9 protein-coding genes, 1 tRNA gene and 1 pseudogene are annotated in these 14,281 nt (G+C 55.5%); 4 read left to right on the forward strand and 7 right to left on the reverse strand.

From position 1 onward, the window contains the following. Positions 1 to 3: 3 nt before the first annotated feature. Together FZZ90_RS10715 and FZZ90_RS10720 are read left to right on the forward strand one after the other, a co-directional pair. Positions 4 to 270: a hypothetical protein gene (locus tag FZZ90_RS10715; RefSeq protein ID WP_226425871.1), complete on the forward strand. Its 267-nt coding sequence runs from the start codon at positions 4 to 6 to the stop codon at positions 268 to 270. A 474-nt stretch (positions 271 to 744) separates the two neighbouring features. Continuing rightward, a complete protein-coding gene (locus tag FZZ90_RS10720) occupies positions 745 to 1,050 on the forward strand; it encodes a hypothetical protein (RefSeq protein ID WP_226425872.1) in 306 nt (101 codons plus the stop codon). 90 nt (positions 1,051 to 1,140) lie between these two features. Here the strand turns inward: FZZ90_RS10720 and FZZ90_RS12895 are convergent. The 3 genes and pseudogenes from FZZ90_RS12895 to FZZ90_RS10735 form a co-directional block, all read right to left on the reverse strand. Then, positions 1,141 to 1,854, reverse strand: a pseudogene (locus tag FZZ90_RS12895) (putative Ig domain-containing protein); the annotation flags it as partial. 1,649 nt (positions 1,855 to 3,503) lie between these two features. Then, positions 3,504 to 6,815 carry a hypothetical protein gene (locus tag FZZ90_RS10730; protein ID WP_226425794.1) on the reverse strand — a complete coding sequence of 1,104 codons (3,312 nt, stop codon included), beginning with the start codon at positions 6,813 to 6,815 and terminating at the stop codon, positions 3,504 to 3,506. Positions 6,816 to 6,988: 173 nt separating this feature from the next. Next, on the reverse strand, positions 6,989 to 8,137 hold the full coding sequence (locus tag FZZ90_RS10735; protein WP_226425795.1) for a cob(I)yrinic acid a,c-diamide adenosyltransferase: 1,149 nt from the start codon (positions 8,135 to 8,137) through the stop codon (positions 6,989 to 6,991). Positions 8,138 to 8,190: 53 nt separating this feature from the next. Between FZZ90_RS10735 and larE the strand changes: the two genes are divergently transcribed. Then, positions 8,191 to 9,018, forward strand: coding sequence for an ATP-dependent sacrificial sulfur transferase LarE (gene larE / locus FZZ90_RS10740; RefSeq protein WP_226425796.1), 828 nt, complete (start codon positions 8,191 to 8,193; stop codon positions 9,016 to 9,018). Positions 9,019 to 9,034: 16 nt separating this feature from the next. On the opposite strand, the gene speD is transcribed toward larE, so the two are convergent. Continuing rightward, positions 9,035 to 9,502: an adenosylmethionine decarboxylase gene (gene speD / locus FZZ90_RS10745; RefSeq protein ID WP_226425797.1), complete on the reverse strand. Its 468-nt coding sequence runs from the start codon at positions 9,500 to 9,502 to the stop codon at positions 9,035 to 9,037. 31 nt (positions 9,503 to 9,533) lie between these two features. Then, positions 9,534 to 10,649, reverse strand: a complete 1,116-nt coding sequence (gene recF, locus FZZ90_RS10750) for a DNA replication/repair protein RecF (protein ID WP_226425863.1) — start codon at positions 10,647 to 10,649, stop codon at positions 9,534 to 9,536. Positions 10,650 to 10,731: 82 nt separating this feature from the next. Here recF and FZZ90_RS10755 point away from each other — a divergent pair. After that, positions 10,732 to 10,805, forward strand: a tRNA-Arg gene (locus FZZ90_RS10755). 17 nt (positions 10,806 to 10,822) lie between these two features. On the opposite strand, the gene FZZ90_RS10760 is transcribed toward FZZ90_RS10755, so the two are convergent. Both FZZ90_RS10760 and ppc read right to left on the reverse strand, forming a co-directional pair. Then, entirely contained in the window at positions 10,823 to 11,278 is a 456-nt protein-coding gene (locus FZZ90_RS10760; RefSeq protein ID WP_226425798.1) for an N-acetyltransferase, read from the reverse strand. Positions 11,279 to 11,284: 6 nt separating this feature from the next. Beyond that, on the reverse strand, positions 11,285 to 14,278 hold the full coding sequence (gene ppc / locus FZZ90_RS10765; protein WP_226425799.1) for a phosphoenolpyruvate carboxylase: 2,994 nt from the start codon (positions 14,276 to 14,278) through the stop codon (positions 11,285 to 11,287). Positions 14,279 to 14,281 lie beyond the last annotated feature (3 nt).

The following is a 14,281-nucleotide window of genomic DNA, read 5'->3' on the forward strand; positions in this document are numbered from 1 at the left end:
CAGTTGGTCCAGCTGCGCATTGATCTCTTCAGCGGTTCCGCGCAAGAGCCAAGTGCCGTCGGTTCTTGGGGCGAGGTCTTGATCGAGGCCATTGCTCAAGCTCAGGCTCTCTGGGCTCTGGTCGGTTCGTTCAATCACCAGCTCAACGACTTCTCCACTACGGGGGGGAAGGCTGAGGCTCAGGAGTTCTTTAAAGGGCACCTTGCTGCCTTCATCCCAGTGGGCTGCTCCCGGTTCCAGAACAGCTGTCAGGCTCGGCGATGCCGCTGAGCGTTGCAACACAAGCTGGATGTCGATGGATGCTGTTTCTCCAGCAGCATCGGTAACGGTCAGCGGGGCTGACCACGTGGCGCGGCCTCCCTCTTCATCAAGGCCAAGCCCAGTGGTGTCCCCTGTGAGTTTGAGCCGTTCAGCATCAAAACTGAAGGGAAGGTCTTCTTCGGTGTTGAGGGAATAGGTGAGCTGCTCGGCTGGATCGATGCTCAGATCGATGTCGCTGAAGAGGCTCGCGGGCAGCTCGATCTCGATGGCTGAATCCTCAGCCAGTTCGAATTGAACACCGGAGAGTTTTGTGTTCTGGGTTTGTGGTGTTGCCGAAATCACCCCCCCAAGAACTGATGCGTTGATGAGGTCAACGCCGGAGGTGATCTGCTGGAACGGGGCGCTGTTGCGATGGCGCACCAGGAGTGGAACAAGGGCTGATGCGGTGAGCCCTTCCACATCGGCAGCGCGCACCCGCAGGAAGTGCTGGCCGATCTCCTCCACCGAGGGCGCCAGGGTGAGCACCCCCGTTTGGGCATCCCATTGCAACCAGGGAGGAGCTTCGTCTCCCTCTGCAAGGTCGATGATCTCCCCCGTCCCGGGATCGAGGCTGACGGCCAGGTTCAGCTGTTCGTTGTCATCGATGCCGAGATCCTGGTCGGTGAACCAGGGTTTGAGGTCGATGCTGCGGTTCAGGCCACTGAAGAGTGCGAAGGGATCATCTTCACTGGGTGGTGCGCTGCCCTCTGCAGTGGGTTGTTGCAGGGCGAGAAATGCGTCCAGCGATGAGGTGCGCGTCGGAGCGTCATTCACATTGGCCACCGAGATCACGACGGCTTGCTCCACGTACAGCCCTGCCTGATCCGTGGCCCTCACCAGAAAGCGGCTTTCGCCCACATTGGTGGGGCCTGCAGTGCCACTCAGGGTGCCTGTTTCGGCATCCAGCTCGACCCAGTCGGGAATCTGATCGCCGGTTTGGGCAGCTTCCAGGGAGTAGGTGAGCTGCTCGTCGGGATCGACCAGGAGATCGGGATCACTAAATGCTCCGGATGGGATGCGGTAGGTGAAGCTTTCGCCTTGACTGAGTTCAGGAGGTTGGAGGGCAACGGAACCCAGCACAGGCCGGTCATTCACGTTTTGAACGGTGAAGCGCAAGGTTTGAAGCGCTGTGCCTCCCCTGCCATCGGCGGCTTGAACTGTGACGCTGAATTCACCCACCTGAGCATTGCCAGGACGGCCCGTAATGGCGCCGCTGACGGCATCAAGCAGCATCCAGCTGGGAGCCTCAACAAAGCTGTAGGTCAGATCAGCATCGTCTTGATCGGTGAACAAGGTGCTGATGTTTTTGGTGAGAGCGATGTCTTGATCGACGCTCATCTCCAAATCTTCTGCAGTTGCTTCAACAGCGACTGGAGCATCATTCACTTCCCTGACGGCAATGGCGATGTGCCTCACCTCTGTTTGTTCGCCACTGCCACGGCTCAGCGTGAAGGCATGGCTGCCCACATGGGCTTGGTCGGGCGTTGCCTTGAGAACCCAGACGGACGGACTGCGATCGTCAAGAACAAGCAGTTCATCGCTCTTAAGTGTCATGCCACCCGCTGGTGGCGTGAGGGTTGGTGTTAGACGCAGATCGATGGCTGCATCGGCATTTTGTTGCCGGAACCCCAGCCGCGCGAAAAGTGTTTGGCCTCCTTTCTCTTCCTTGAGCCCCAGGGCAACACCTTGCCCACCACGGGGCAGGGCTGCAGCACCCAGCCCTTTGATCTGCTCACGCCCCTCGCTTGATGTGCTTTTGCCAAGGTCTTGGAACAAGGGCAGATGATCCGCGTTGAACACCTGGTCTTTTGTGTTCAGTTCGTCGACAAGTTCCAGTGCCGATGCATTCCAATCCATGTCGAGTTCGAGGCCTACGAGGCCTTGTCCATCGGCGCGCATGTCTTGCACCGAGAGTTCAAGCCAAAGCAGCGATGAATCCTCTTCATCGGTGATGAAGTTGTGGTCGACTACTACACGTCCTTCTCCGACAAGCTCAGGAGTGGGGGGAAGTTCCTGCAGCTCCGCCCATTCCGGAAAAGGCTCCGCTGTTGTCCCTGGAAGCGCAAAGGTGGTGATCTGCCACGGGATGGATTCGTTGCTTGCTCCAGAAAGTGGTGGATAATCTTCCACCGCCAGCAGGTTAATTTGGTCTTCTTCGAATTCATGAACATCGAACTCGATGGCATCGATCTGTAAAGCATCTCCATCAGAGTTCAGAGGATTCCAACGAAGCTTTTCTAGATTTTTGTATAAGCTGACATCAGGTTTGTTCCCTTTGGAAGCAAGAGTCAGTTGATCATTCCCCTCGCCAAAATTGATAAGGAGAGGGGTCTGTTGTTCGCTGAGATAGGCAATATCGTCCCCCTGGTTCAGGCTGATCGCTTCAATGTTCCTGAGGCGATCGATTTCGACTGACGCAGTATCGCTGTTTGACTCGTGATTTTTATAAACCAGTACGTCATCGGCTTCAAATGCCTCGGCAATAAGGGGAGGCAAGTTATTTGAAACCAGAGGTAAATGCTCTGGCTCATTGCTGAGGTACAAGCCAGAGAGAGCGTCGTTGTTGAGCGCGCCGTAGTAGGCCAGGTCTTGTCCTGACGATCCTTCGTAACGATCGGACCCTGCAGTGGCGACGTAGGTGACTTCGAAGCTGCCTTGTTCTTTTAGCGGCTCACGTTCAACGATAAATTGATCGTCACCGGCACTGCCCTCTAGGACCCGCTGTGCATTCCAGGGAGTGTTAGAGGATGGATCAGCTGATGTCAGTCCTGGCTGCGTTCCGGCCAGCTCGGCAACGGATTGATCGAGTGCGTCGTTTTCAAGACTGAGGCTGACGCTGTTGTCCCATGTCACCGATAAGGAAGGGCGATCCTCGCTGAGGATGGCGTCAATACTGGTGGGACTCGAGGAGTCCTCCAAGTTGCCGTAGGAAAGCTCCGGCTCTGCGGCAGGGGAGATGGTCAGCTCGAGTGCAACGTCCAGAGCTGGAGAGGCAACATCAATGAAGCTTCCCGTGTTGCTCAGTTTGAGACCTCAGTACTCCCTTATTTTAAACCCAAAGAGAACATAAAGAGAAATCATGCTTTTTCTGCATGAGTGCTCTTTGTTGTGAAAAGGAGTGGCTGAATATGCGGGCCTAACCCTGATTGCTCAGGGAGTCAGAAACGCATTTTCTATTAATCAAATAATATTGTTGATGTGCCTTATACGGCTAAGGGGTCTTGAAAAGCTTCTCCATCGATGCCACCATCTCCGACGCTTTGATTGTCGTCAGCTCCAATAGCATTGGATGTTGGAGATTCAAGAGATCCTGCATAGTCAGGATCAGCTTCAGTGGAGTTTTGATCCTTAAACGAATCATTGTCCCACCGTGTGTACTCCCCTTGGAAGTCAAGTTGTTCCCATGACATGTGAGAAGAGCCCTGGAAATCTTGATCGCCCGTATGTAGTGTTTTGCCCCAGTCCTTGTCTAGTACAGAGAGATCGGATATATCGATCTTCCCATTGAAATCGGCGTCAACATCTCGGGCAACCGATTCATCAAGGGTTCCATTGTTATCGAAATCACCTTCTCCACCCTGAGTAACATCAACCTGACGTGCCGCACCTGCATTTAGATATGCAAGGTCTTTCATGGAGACACGTCCGTCGTAATTCAAGTCACCTTGGAAAGTAATGAGGTTGGACGACCCTTTGCCTTTGTTGTTAAACACTTCTTGTGTTCCATCGGCTCGTATCGATACAATACCTTCTGACAAATTAACAACATTTCCAGCTTCTCCAGTGATTTCAATATTTCCAGTGAATCTTGTTTCTTCTCTGGCGTCTTCTTCAAAGTGTCCATCGACGAATGAACCACTTGCAAGACTGGTTTTGGAAAATGAGCCGCTTGTTAGTTCTGCATTTTCGTTCAGCATACCTGAATAGGCTAGGTTGTTAGCCTCAATGTTGCCAACGTTCAACCAGGTTGCACTGGTAGTGAGGGTGTCTCCCTTTCTCACCAAATTTGTGTAGGAGGCATCTGAACCAATAACTCTATTGGTACCCAAAACTAGGCCGTCACCCTGTTGTTCGAGGTTGATCTTTGCTTCATAAAGAGTCACCTCTTGTCCCCATACCGCTATGTCACCACCTAACTGGTCTAGGGAAAGAATTTCACGATTAATCAATCCATCTTCATCAATGAATTCATAGGAGAGGTTTGTTTCATGCTGATCCACGGAGATATCGAAGGTCAGAGGATTAATCGTCAAGCTGCCATCAGAATTCTTGTCAAGAAGCTCGATGTGATCTTCTGAGAAATCAAGGGAGATTGAAGCTAAAGCTTCTTTGTCGTAGATGCCTGTACCATTTGAAAGGTCAGATAGGCTTGCTGCAGCAATCCTGATTGACCCATTTTCATTGTCAATGTGCACTGCATTGGCAATTGGTAGGGCTCCACCAATCTTGATGTCAGAGGCATGTATGCTTCCGAATAGGTTGGGGTCAAACTGAATGGTTATATCGGTGGATTCAATGTTCCAGCCAGATTCAAGTGATACAGCATCTATGTCAAGAACAAATCTTGAATTATTGTCTACTGAGTCGCCCAAGACGGCAAGCTGATTTAGTGGATTTACTCCATCAACAGCTTCATCGTCAAGATAATCTGATTGTCTGTATAGGTTGTAGGTGAGTTCTATAGCTTCATCGCAATCATCCAAATAAGTCTCTATTTCAAATTTAGTAAAATCGTCAGATATTCCGGCCTGCAAATTAACTAAATTTAAATCAGCAAATTGTTCCCAATTGAGCTGAATATTTGAATCCGAGAATAAGGAGGATGGGCTGTCGTAATCCGATCCCCAGCCCCAGCCATTGACTTGGTTTACGGTATATGAATCGTTGGCAATGTCATAATCGATGTTTACAGAAAGATTGCCTTGGCGGTCGCCTATTTCCCCGTAAATGTATAGTGAGTTTAAATGTGATTTGACTTGGCTGTAATCAGGGAGTTCGTGATGTACATTGCCAACAGCGTAATTTTGATCTGAATCTTGGCTGACAACTGAACCTAGTGTTAATCCCCCTATGCTACTGATATTTAATAAGGGATCGGCATTATAAAGGTTATAATGAGCCTCAAAGTTTCCAGAGGTTAAGTTTCCGTTATTGACACTTATGAATTCAGTCTCATTCGTAAATGTTCCAAAATCTATTGTGGTTAGAATCGGTGCTGTAGTGAATTCAAGGCTTGTATCTTCGAGCGGGTCTTGATGGGTCTTAACTGTGTAATCAGTTAAATCAAGTGTAATAGATTGAATGCTATCGACTAAGTTCCCATGAAATTGATTTACATATGCACTTGGTGAATGGTTTCCAGTTAATCTGAATCCTGCGTTGATATTTTCGTAAAAGTATGTTATAGAAGAGGGCAGATTTCCGTCAGATTCAACTGGAATATAAAAGTTATCAGGTGAGAGTCCCAGTTCTACCTCTGTGTTTCCCTCAAAAGTAGTCTCAACAAGGTCTTCTACTGCCTGCCTCTCAAGCTGACCACCTGAATAGGTCGGGATAGAACCATCAGTATCGTGATCAGCCTCTCTTAGAGATAAAAAAGCGCCACCGTGTTCCTCGCCTGCCCTGAAGCGCGCATCAGCCCAAACTTCATCTAACCTTGTTAAACGATCGCTAGCATCATTTGCAATCTCTAAATTAAATCTTTGTTCTTCATTGAGTTTCTGAAAGTCAATATTGCCGTCGGAATCTGCGTAATCAGCTAATTTGATGGTGATATTTGTTCCGTTTCCGCTCTCAGTTGAGAGGGATCTCAGGTCATCGTTTTCAAGAGTCGCGGGATTGGTTAATGCGTAACGGATATCCTCAACTATTTCGCTTTTAATTTCAATCGCTAAGGGGGAATTTTCGGACAGGGTTTGATAATCGTTAGGTTCTGGGTTTTCTGATGTGCCGTTGCTACGGCTGTTATCGGTCCAGAAAATACCATGGTTAATTATATTGTCAGGCCGCACGAAAAGGACAACAGAATCGCCTGGATTGGTTCTGTTACTAATCTGTTGTACTATATCCCTTTGAGTCCCTACATAGTCGAAATCTGTCGAATATTCGACATCAATTGTGTCAGCGCTATTTGTTATGCTTTTCTCGATGGGGCCGCCGGAAAAGTTCCACACTCGTGAGTCGGCATGACCGCCGATACTTTTCTCAAAAAGGTATTCACCGTTTTGTCTAAAGGCAACTAGAGTTGAATTAACTGAGGAATACCTAAGGTAATCATTGGAATATATTGATGTATCAATCTCTAGATTATCGAGGATGTCTAATAATGAATCACCGTCTTCTGGGCGAAGAACGTCTCCGTTGAGTCCGTCCCCATTGCCCCATAAAGTCCCTGCACTGTTGAAATTAACTTCATCAGCGTTTTGCGAAATAATTCCTCCGCTCTGATAGGGAATATCACCCCCGGCGCTAAAGCTAATCGTGTCAATGCCGGAGTTATTGGCAGCGCTGTCCATGCCGGGGCCTAATTTTGACCTTTATACCATCACGGCTTCAGGAGTTGGGAATTTAATCCTCTCTTTATGCGATATCCGCAAAAAATACAAAAGGTCTCTTAGGGGCTGGACGTGGTGCCGACTTGGTTGTTTGTACGCCACATATTGTGTGGCTTCCTCATTAAGAGGCTGTTTTAGTAATCCACCCCACGCTTCAGGTCGACGCCCTGTTCGGCGTAGTGCTTGTGGCACACCATCTCTGAATGGATGCTGGCCAAATCGAAGTAGGCGGGCGGGTTTTTGCACCGCCCCGTAATGATCACCTCGGTTTCCGCAGGTTTGCGCAGCAGGGTCTGCAGGATCGGTTCAACGGGCAGCAGCTCCAGGTCGACTGTGGGGTTCAACTCATCGAGGATCACGGTTTTGTAGAGGCCGCTGGAGATGGCAGCCCGTGCGATCTCCCAGGCCCGTTCGGCCTCCACGTAATCAATCGGCTCCTGCTGGCCACGCCAAACGATGGCATCGCGGCCGGAGCGGAGGTGGTCCACCAGGTGGGGATAGCTCTCGCGCAGAGCGGCGATCGCCGCATCTTCGGTGTAGCCGCTGCCGCCTTTGAGCCACTGCAGGATCAAGACCCGATGGCTCTTGTCCTGGCTGATGCCCCGGCCGATCGCCTGCAGCCCTTTCCCTAGTGCACTGGTTGATTTGCCTTTGCCTTCCCCGGTGTAGATCTCGATGCCGCTGCTCACATTGAGAGGCACCACCCGGTTGTCGTTCATGCCCGGACGGCGATGGGCTCGCATCTCGGAGTGGAGGTCGGCTACACGCACCAACGGGGCTGGCGCGGCCCGGCCGGTGACGATGATCTCCATCCCCTCTGGCCGGTTGCTGAGGGTGCGGACCACATCCTCTAGATCCAGCAGGCCGAGGTCCAGTACAGGATTCAATTCGTCCAGAACTACCACTGAATAAAGGGCGCTAGCGATTGCCCCCTTGGCAATCACCCAGCCCCGCTGGGCTTCGTCCCGGTCGAATCGGGTGGCTTCGTCGGCGGTGAAGTGATCGGCCCGTCCGGTGCGCAGGTGGTCGATCAGATGGGGGAATCCCTGCTGCAGGGCTTCTATGGCCGCATCTTCGTCGTAGGCCCGTCCTGGGCCTTTGAGGAACCGCAGCAGCAGCACCCGGGTCTGCCTTTGCTCGCAGATGCCGAGTCCAATGGTGCGCAGCACAACGCCGAGAGCCGCCTGGCTTTTGCCCTTGCCCTCGCCGTCATAAATGTGCAGCTGTCCGTGGCTGCGCTCGCGGCTGTCCGCTGCGGTGACAATGCCGATGCTTCGAGGCATAGGGACAGCTCTTACCGTTGGAGCCTACCTAGCTCAACTGGTTTTCCCCGCTGATGTTTCGGTTGCAGGAGCCTTTGGCGGATCGAGAGCAGCAGCAGCTGGCGGACCTGCGGCACTGGATGGCTTCGCAGTCTTCCCTGTGTGTGGCCTATTCCGGTGGTGTCGATAGCACCCTGGTGGCGGCGATGGCCTACGAGGCCAAGGGCGATACCGCTCTGGCAGTAACAGGGGTCTCTCCGGCCCTGGCGCCGCATCTGTTGCGGGAAGCCCGTGATCAGGCCTCCTGGATCGGCATTCCGCATCGGGAGTGTGCAACGGCCGAGTTGAACGACCCCGACTACAGCAGCAACCCCGTGGATCGCTGCTTTGCCTGCAAGCGTGAGCTGCATCACCACCTTCAGCCAATCGCCGCGGCGGCGGGTGATGCCTTGGTGATTGATGGGGTCAACCTCGATGACCTCGGCGATCACCGGCCCGGTATTGACGCGGCCCGACAGGCAGGGGTTCGCTCCCCCCTGGCTGAACTGTTGATCGACAAAGCAGCGATCCGGGCTTTGTCTCGGGCCCTTGGTTTTCCCTGGTGGGACAAGCCGGCGCAGCCCTGCTTGGCCTCTCGCTTCCCTTATGGCGAAAGCATCAGCGCTGAGCGGTTGAAGCGGGTAGGCCAGGCGGAAGCTTGGTTGATTGCTAGGGGGTTCAGCACCGTCCGTGTGCGATCCCATGGTCTCGCCGCACGGATTGAGGTGCCAAGCGAGCAGATTCGCGCTGTGCTCGCGCTCGCGGAGAGTGAACCTCTGGTCGAGGCTTTTCGTTCCCTTGGTTTCACCTCCGTCAACCTGGATCTTGAAGGTCTGGTCAGCGGCAAGTTGAACCGCCGCTGATTTTGCCTGGGCCGGTTCAGCTGGGGAGCTGGCTTGGCGTTTCCACAGGTTCTCTCACTCCAGTGGCAATGGCCGTAGGGGTTTCTCGCAGAAAGCTTTTCAGCGCGTGCCGTTTGGCTTGAAGCTCACTGCAGAGAATGGCGCAGGCTTGCTCCGGCATGGTGTGGTCACCACAAGTGAACACATCAACAGCGGCGTAGCCGGATTCCGGCCAGGTGTGGATGGAAATGTGGGATTCCGCCAGCAGGGCCAGCCCCGTGACGCCCTGGGGTTGAAATTGATGGGTGATCAGGTTCAGCAGCGTCGCACCAGCGCCTTTGGCTGCTGAGGTGATCGTTGTGCGGATGAATGCTTCGTCATCGAGCCGGCTCGGGTCGCAGTCGTAGAGCTCGAGAATGCAGTGTTTGCCGACCATGTCGGTGGCATGAATCTCAGGTGCCCCCCATCCCGGGTTGGGATGCAGTTCAGAGAGGGTCTGCTCCATCAGGCGATGAGAGAAAAATAGGTTCGCCACCCTATCCGATCTTCAGGTCGGGTCTCAGCTCTCTTGCTCCGAGAATCTGGGCCTGCTGCTGCCACCCGCCGCCAAAGCCTTCAAGGTGCGTGGCGCTCACCAGGCATTGATGCGATTCGCCCACAGCTTCGAGCAGGAGCTGCTGGCGGGTGGGATCCAGTTCGGCAAGCACGTCATCGAGAAGCAGCAGGGGAGGCTCCCCACACAGCTGGGTCACCAGCTCCAGTTCGGCGAGCTTCAGGCCCAGCACCAGCGACCGCTGCTGGCCGGCTGAACCAAACCGTCGCGCCGGGCTGCCTCCCAGCAACAGGGCGATCTCATCCCTGTGGGGGCCCACACGGCAGCTGCCAAGACGTTCCTCCTCCTCCCGCTGCTGGCGCAGTTGCTCCTCGATGGCCAGTCGCCAGGGTTCTTCGGCATCCTCCCCATCGAGCCGGCTGCCGGGTTTGTAGTGCAGTTCCAAGACTTCAGTTCCCCCGCTGAGGTGGGTCTGCCAGCGCTGGGCGATCGGTTCCAGCCGATGCAGGGCCCGTTGCCGTCGCCTGTGAATCCTGGTGCTCACCAGCGCCATCTGAACGTCAAACGCGTCGAGAAGTGCATGGCGTTCGGCACTGGAGATCTGCCTTTGGCGCCAGAGCTGGCTGCGCTGTCGCAACAACCGGTTCAGCCGTGCCATCAGATCGGCATACACCGGTTCAAGCTGCAGCACCACCCGGTCCAGCCACTGGCGGCGTAGGGCGGGTTCGCCCCGCACCAGATCAAGATCGAGGGCGCTGAAGCCGATGCAGCGCAGTGGTCCAATCAGGTCGAGCTGGCGATCCAGCAGCTTTCCGTTTCGTCTGGCCTGACGGCCTCCCTGGCGCCGCAGTTCCAGTTCCAGGCGATCCCCATCTCCCACGTCGGCCCGGATCAGGGCCTGGGGTGTGTCCCACTGAATCAGGTCCCGATCATTGCTGCAGCGATGGGAGCGCAGGCTGCCAAGCAGCTCAACCGCCTCGAGCAGGTTGGACTTGCCAATGCCATTGGGTCCGATCACCAGCAGACGTGGCTGCGTCAGTTCCAGCTGCAGAACGGTGTGGTTCCGGAAGCCCTGCAGTTGGAGCCTGTGGAGCCGGATGGGTGCTGGGGCGACCAGTGAGTAAGGTACTTGTATCGGGACGGTTGCCGCTCGATATCACTGCGGCTTAACGCCGATCAGTGGGCATGTAGCTCAGTTGGATAGAGCATCAGATTCCGGTTCTGAGGGTCGGGGGTTCGAGTCCCTCCATGCTCGTGTTTGATCCTTACGTCTCAGCTCAGGCTGAGTCCCATGGCGCGGATGCCATTGGGATCAATCAGGAAACCCTGCTGTTTGAGAGCCTCCAATGCATCTGCAGGGGCCGAGATCGAAAGGCTGCAGCCCGGCAGATCCCGGCGCAGGATCTGCAGGGCACGGTGCACAAGAACGGCAAAAAGGGCCCCTTGGTTCGGCCCGGGTTTTGCGGCCAGGTTCCAAAGATTGGCGTTGAGGGCCAGATCACTGGTGGCCCGCACAAACCCGATCAGTTCCCCATTCGCCTCATCCAGGATGCTGATTTGCCACAGGCTGCGCTTAAGGGCGAGCTCCCAGCGTTCCTCAGGGTGGGTTGATTCCCCGCAGGACATCAGCAGGGTGTTGAGCTGATGAGAAGTGGGAGGGGTCGATGTTTCGAGTCGCGTTCCCTCAGGCAAGGGCGGAATCGAGGGTTGTTGAAGGAACGACAGCACAGTGGGTCAACCGGTGTTTCGCATGCCGGCTGCGATGCCGTTGAGGGTGAGTAGCGCACCTCGAAGTAGTTCACTGCGGCTGTAGGTGCGGGTGTCTTCCGGTGCACCCGGTGTTTCGCTCATGGGCGGTTGCCGGTTCTGATCCCGCAGCCGCTTCAGAAGTGCAACCTGAAGAAAGCCCAGGGGAACGATGGTGCGGTTGCGCAGATCAACAGACAACTGCAGCCCTTGATCAGCGCCCAGCAGTCGGTTCTGTCCTGTGATTCCCAGAACCAGTTTGCGGGTGAGTTCATATTCCTTGGCGATCACCTGGAAGATCGCTTCAAAGGCCTCCCGTTGTTCGGGGTGCCCCAGGCTGTTCATGTAGTGATGGGCCAGGTCGAGATCCACCTTGGAGAGGGTCATTTCCACTTTGGAAATGAGCATCCGGAAGAACGGCCAACGTTGATGGAGGCGCCGCAGCAGGTCGAGCTGTTCGGAATCACTGCCCACTTCTTCCGACAGCGCCGTGCCGAAGCCAAACCAGCTCGGCAGCAGGAACCGACTCTGGGTCCAACCGAAGACCCAGGGAATCGCCCGCAGACTGGACAGGTCCTTTGCACCGGTTTTGCGTCGGGCCGGTCGGCTGGAGATCTGCAGCTTGCTGATTTCCTCGATCGGTGTGACCTGCTGGAAAAACGCCACCAGATCAGGATTGTCGTGAACCAACGCCCGGTAATGCTCCCTTGAACGGGTGGAGAGGCGACTCATCAGCTGATTCCAGCTTGGTGTCGCATCCAGCTGGTTGGTTACGAGGCTGTTCTGAACCACGGCGGTGGTCACGGTCTCCAGGTTGTACAGCGCCAACTCGGGCAGGCTGTACTTGGAGTTCAGTACTTCACCCTGTTCGGTGATTTTGATCCGGCCCTGCAGCGTGCCGCTGGGTTGGGCCAGGATCGCCTGGTAAGCCGGCCCTCCGCCTCGACTGACAGACCCACCGCGGCCGTGGAAGAGGCGAAGCGCCACATCCTGGCGGCTGGCGAGCTCCTGAAGTGCGATCTGAGCCTGGTGAATCTCCCAGTTGCTGGAGAGAAAGCCGGAATCCTTGTTGCTGTCTGAGTAGCCCAGCATCAGCTCCTGCAGCGGCTGTTTCTGTTGGCCTGCAACCGGTAGGAGTTCGCGGTAGAGCGGCGTTTTAAACAACCCTTCCATCACCGCAGGGGCCCGTTGGAGATCCTCCACGGTTTCGAACAGCGGCACCACCAGTAAGGAAGCACGTTTGTTCGGCGGGTCCACCAGGCCCGCCTCTTTCGCCAGCAGCAGAACCTCCAAGAGATCCGATGCCGTGTGGCTCATCGAAATTACATAGGAGTTGCAGATCCGTGGACCGAACTCCTCCTGGAGGCGCTGCAGCATTCGGAACACCGCCAAAGTCTCTGCTGTTGGCTCCGACCAACTTGCGGCTGGCGGAATCAGGGGTCTGCGGGTCTGCAGCTCCTGGAGGAGCCATGCCATCCGCTCCGTTTCGTCCATGTCCCCGTAGGCCTGGGGCAGTTCCAAGTTGCGGGTGAGTTCATCGATCGCATCGCTGTGGCGGGTGCTCTCCTGACGGATATCAAGGCTGGCCAGCGAGAACCCAAAGATGTGCACCTGGTGCAGCAGCGTGTCGAGCTGTTCGCAGCTCAATTCGGTGCTCACAAGGCTGTTGCGGACCAACTCCAAGTCACTGCGGAACTGATCCACCGAGGTGTAGTGGAGAACATCGGCTCCGCCGAGTCCGTCCTGGGGATCGGCCAGGGCTTCACAGGGCATCTGCCAGCCTGCCTCCGACAACTGGTTGTTGCGGGCAAGCGTCCTCTCAAGCTTTTCGAGCACGTAGCAGAGCTTCAGCCGGTAGGGCTCCAGTCGGTATCGCGCTGCTCTGCGCTCGTAGATCTCTGGGAACCGGAGTCGATCCATCTCCAGCGACTCCAGCAGTGATGGTGCCACCTGACTCCATTGCATGGAGATGCTCAGCTGCTGCCGGAGTGACTGGACGGAGTGGATGTACAGCTCCAGCATCAGCTGACGCTGGTAACAGGCTGTTCGCCAGGTGATGTCGGGTGTCACCGAGGGATTGCCGTCCCGATCGGAGCCCACCCAGGAGCCGAAGGTGCAGAACGACGCCTGGGGGACCTGGACATCGGGGTAGTGGCGATGCAGGGCAGTAATCAGCCTCTTGCGCAGTTTCGGCATCGCTTCAAACAACACCTGCTGGAAGTAGTGCAGGGTTGAATCCACCTCATCGATCACGGTGGGTTTGAACTGGTGGAGTTCATCGGTCCGCCACCACAGTCGGATTTCCTCTTCCAGTTGGTCGCGACAGTCCTCGCGCAGCTGATGCGCGAGAGGGGTGTCTGATTGAAGTTGCTGGAGCAAGTTGGCCACACGTCGTTGCTTGTGACGCACTGTGTGCCGAACGATCTCCGTGGGATGGGCGGTGAACACCAGACGGATATCCAGCTCCCGCAGCAGGTGCTCCACCTGTGCGGGGGGGACGTTCATGCGACGCAGCCGCTCGAACACTTCTCCAAAGGTGGCTGGATCGGTTTGGTTGGCGAGGGGCGGAGCAAAGGGATCAAAGGCATCCCGTTGGGCCGTGTCAGTACTGGGATTGGGCCTGAGGCTCTCGAGGTAGCTGTCTTCCTCGATCCGTTGCTCAAGGATGTTGATGAGCTGGAAATACAGCGAAAAGGCACGGGCCGCTGAGATGGCCTCCGAAAGGTCCATGGCCTTGATCAGCTCGACGATCGCCTCGCTCGTGCTGTCGCCGTCCCGCCCTTCCAGAGAGACGGGGTCACTGAGTTGTTTGAGCCTCAGCAGACGTTCGCTCTGCTCTGGTGGGCACTCACTGCGCAGCACCGACTTCCAGAGGTCTTCAATCAGATCAAGACGGTGCTGAAGAAGCTGCCCTGCGCCGGATCCGCCACCGCTTATGCGTGCAGTCTCTTGCTCGGAGACAGGGGTGGTGGACTCGGGCATGAA

Source organism: Synechococcus sp. MU1617 (assembly GCF_020514235.1).
Classification (GTDB): domain Bacteria; phylum Cyanobacteriota; class Cyanobacteriia; order PCC-6307; family Cyanobiaceae; genus Parasynechococcus.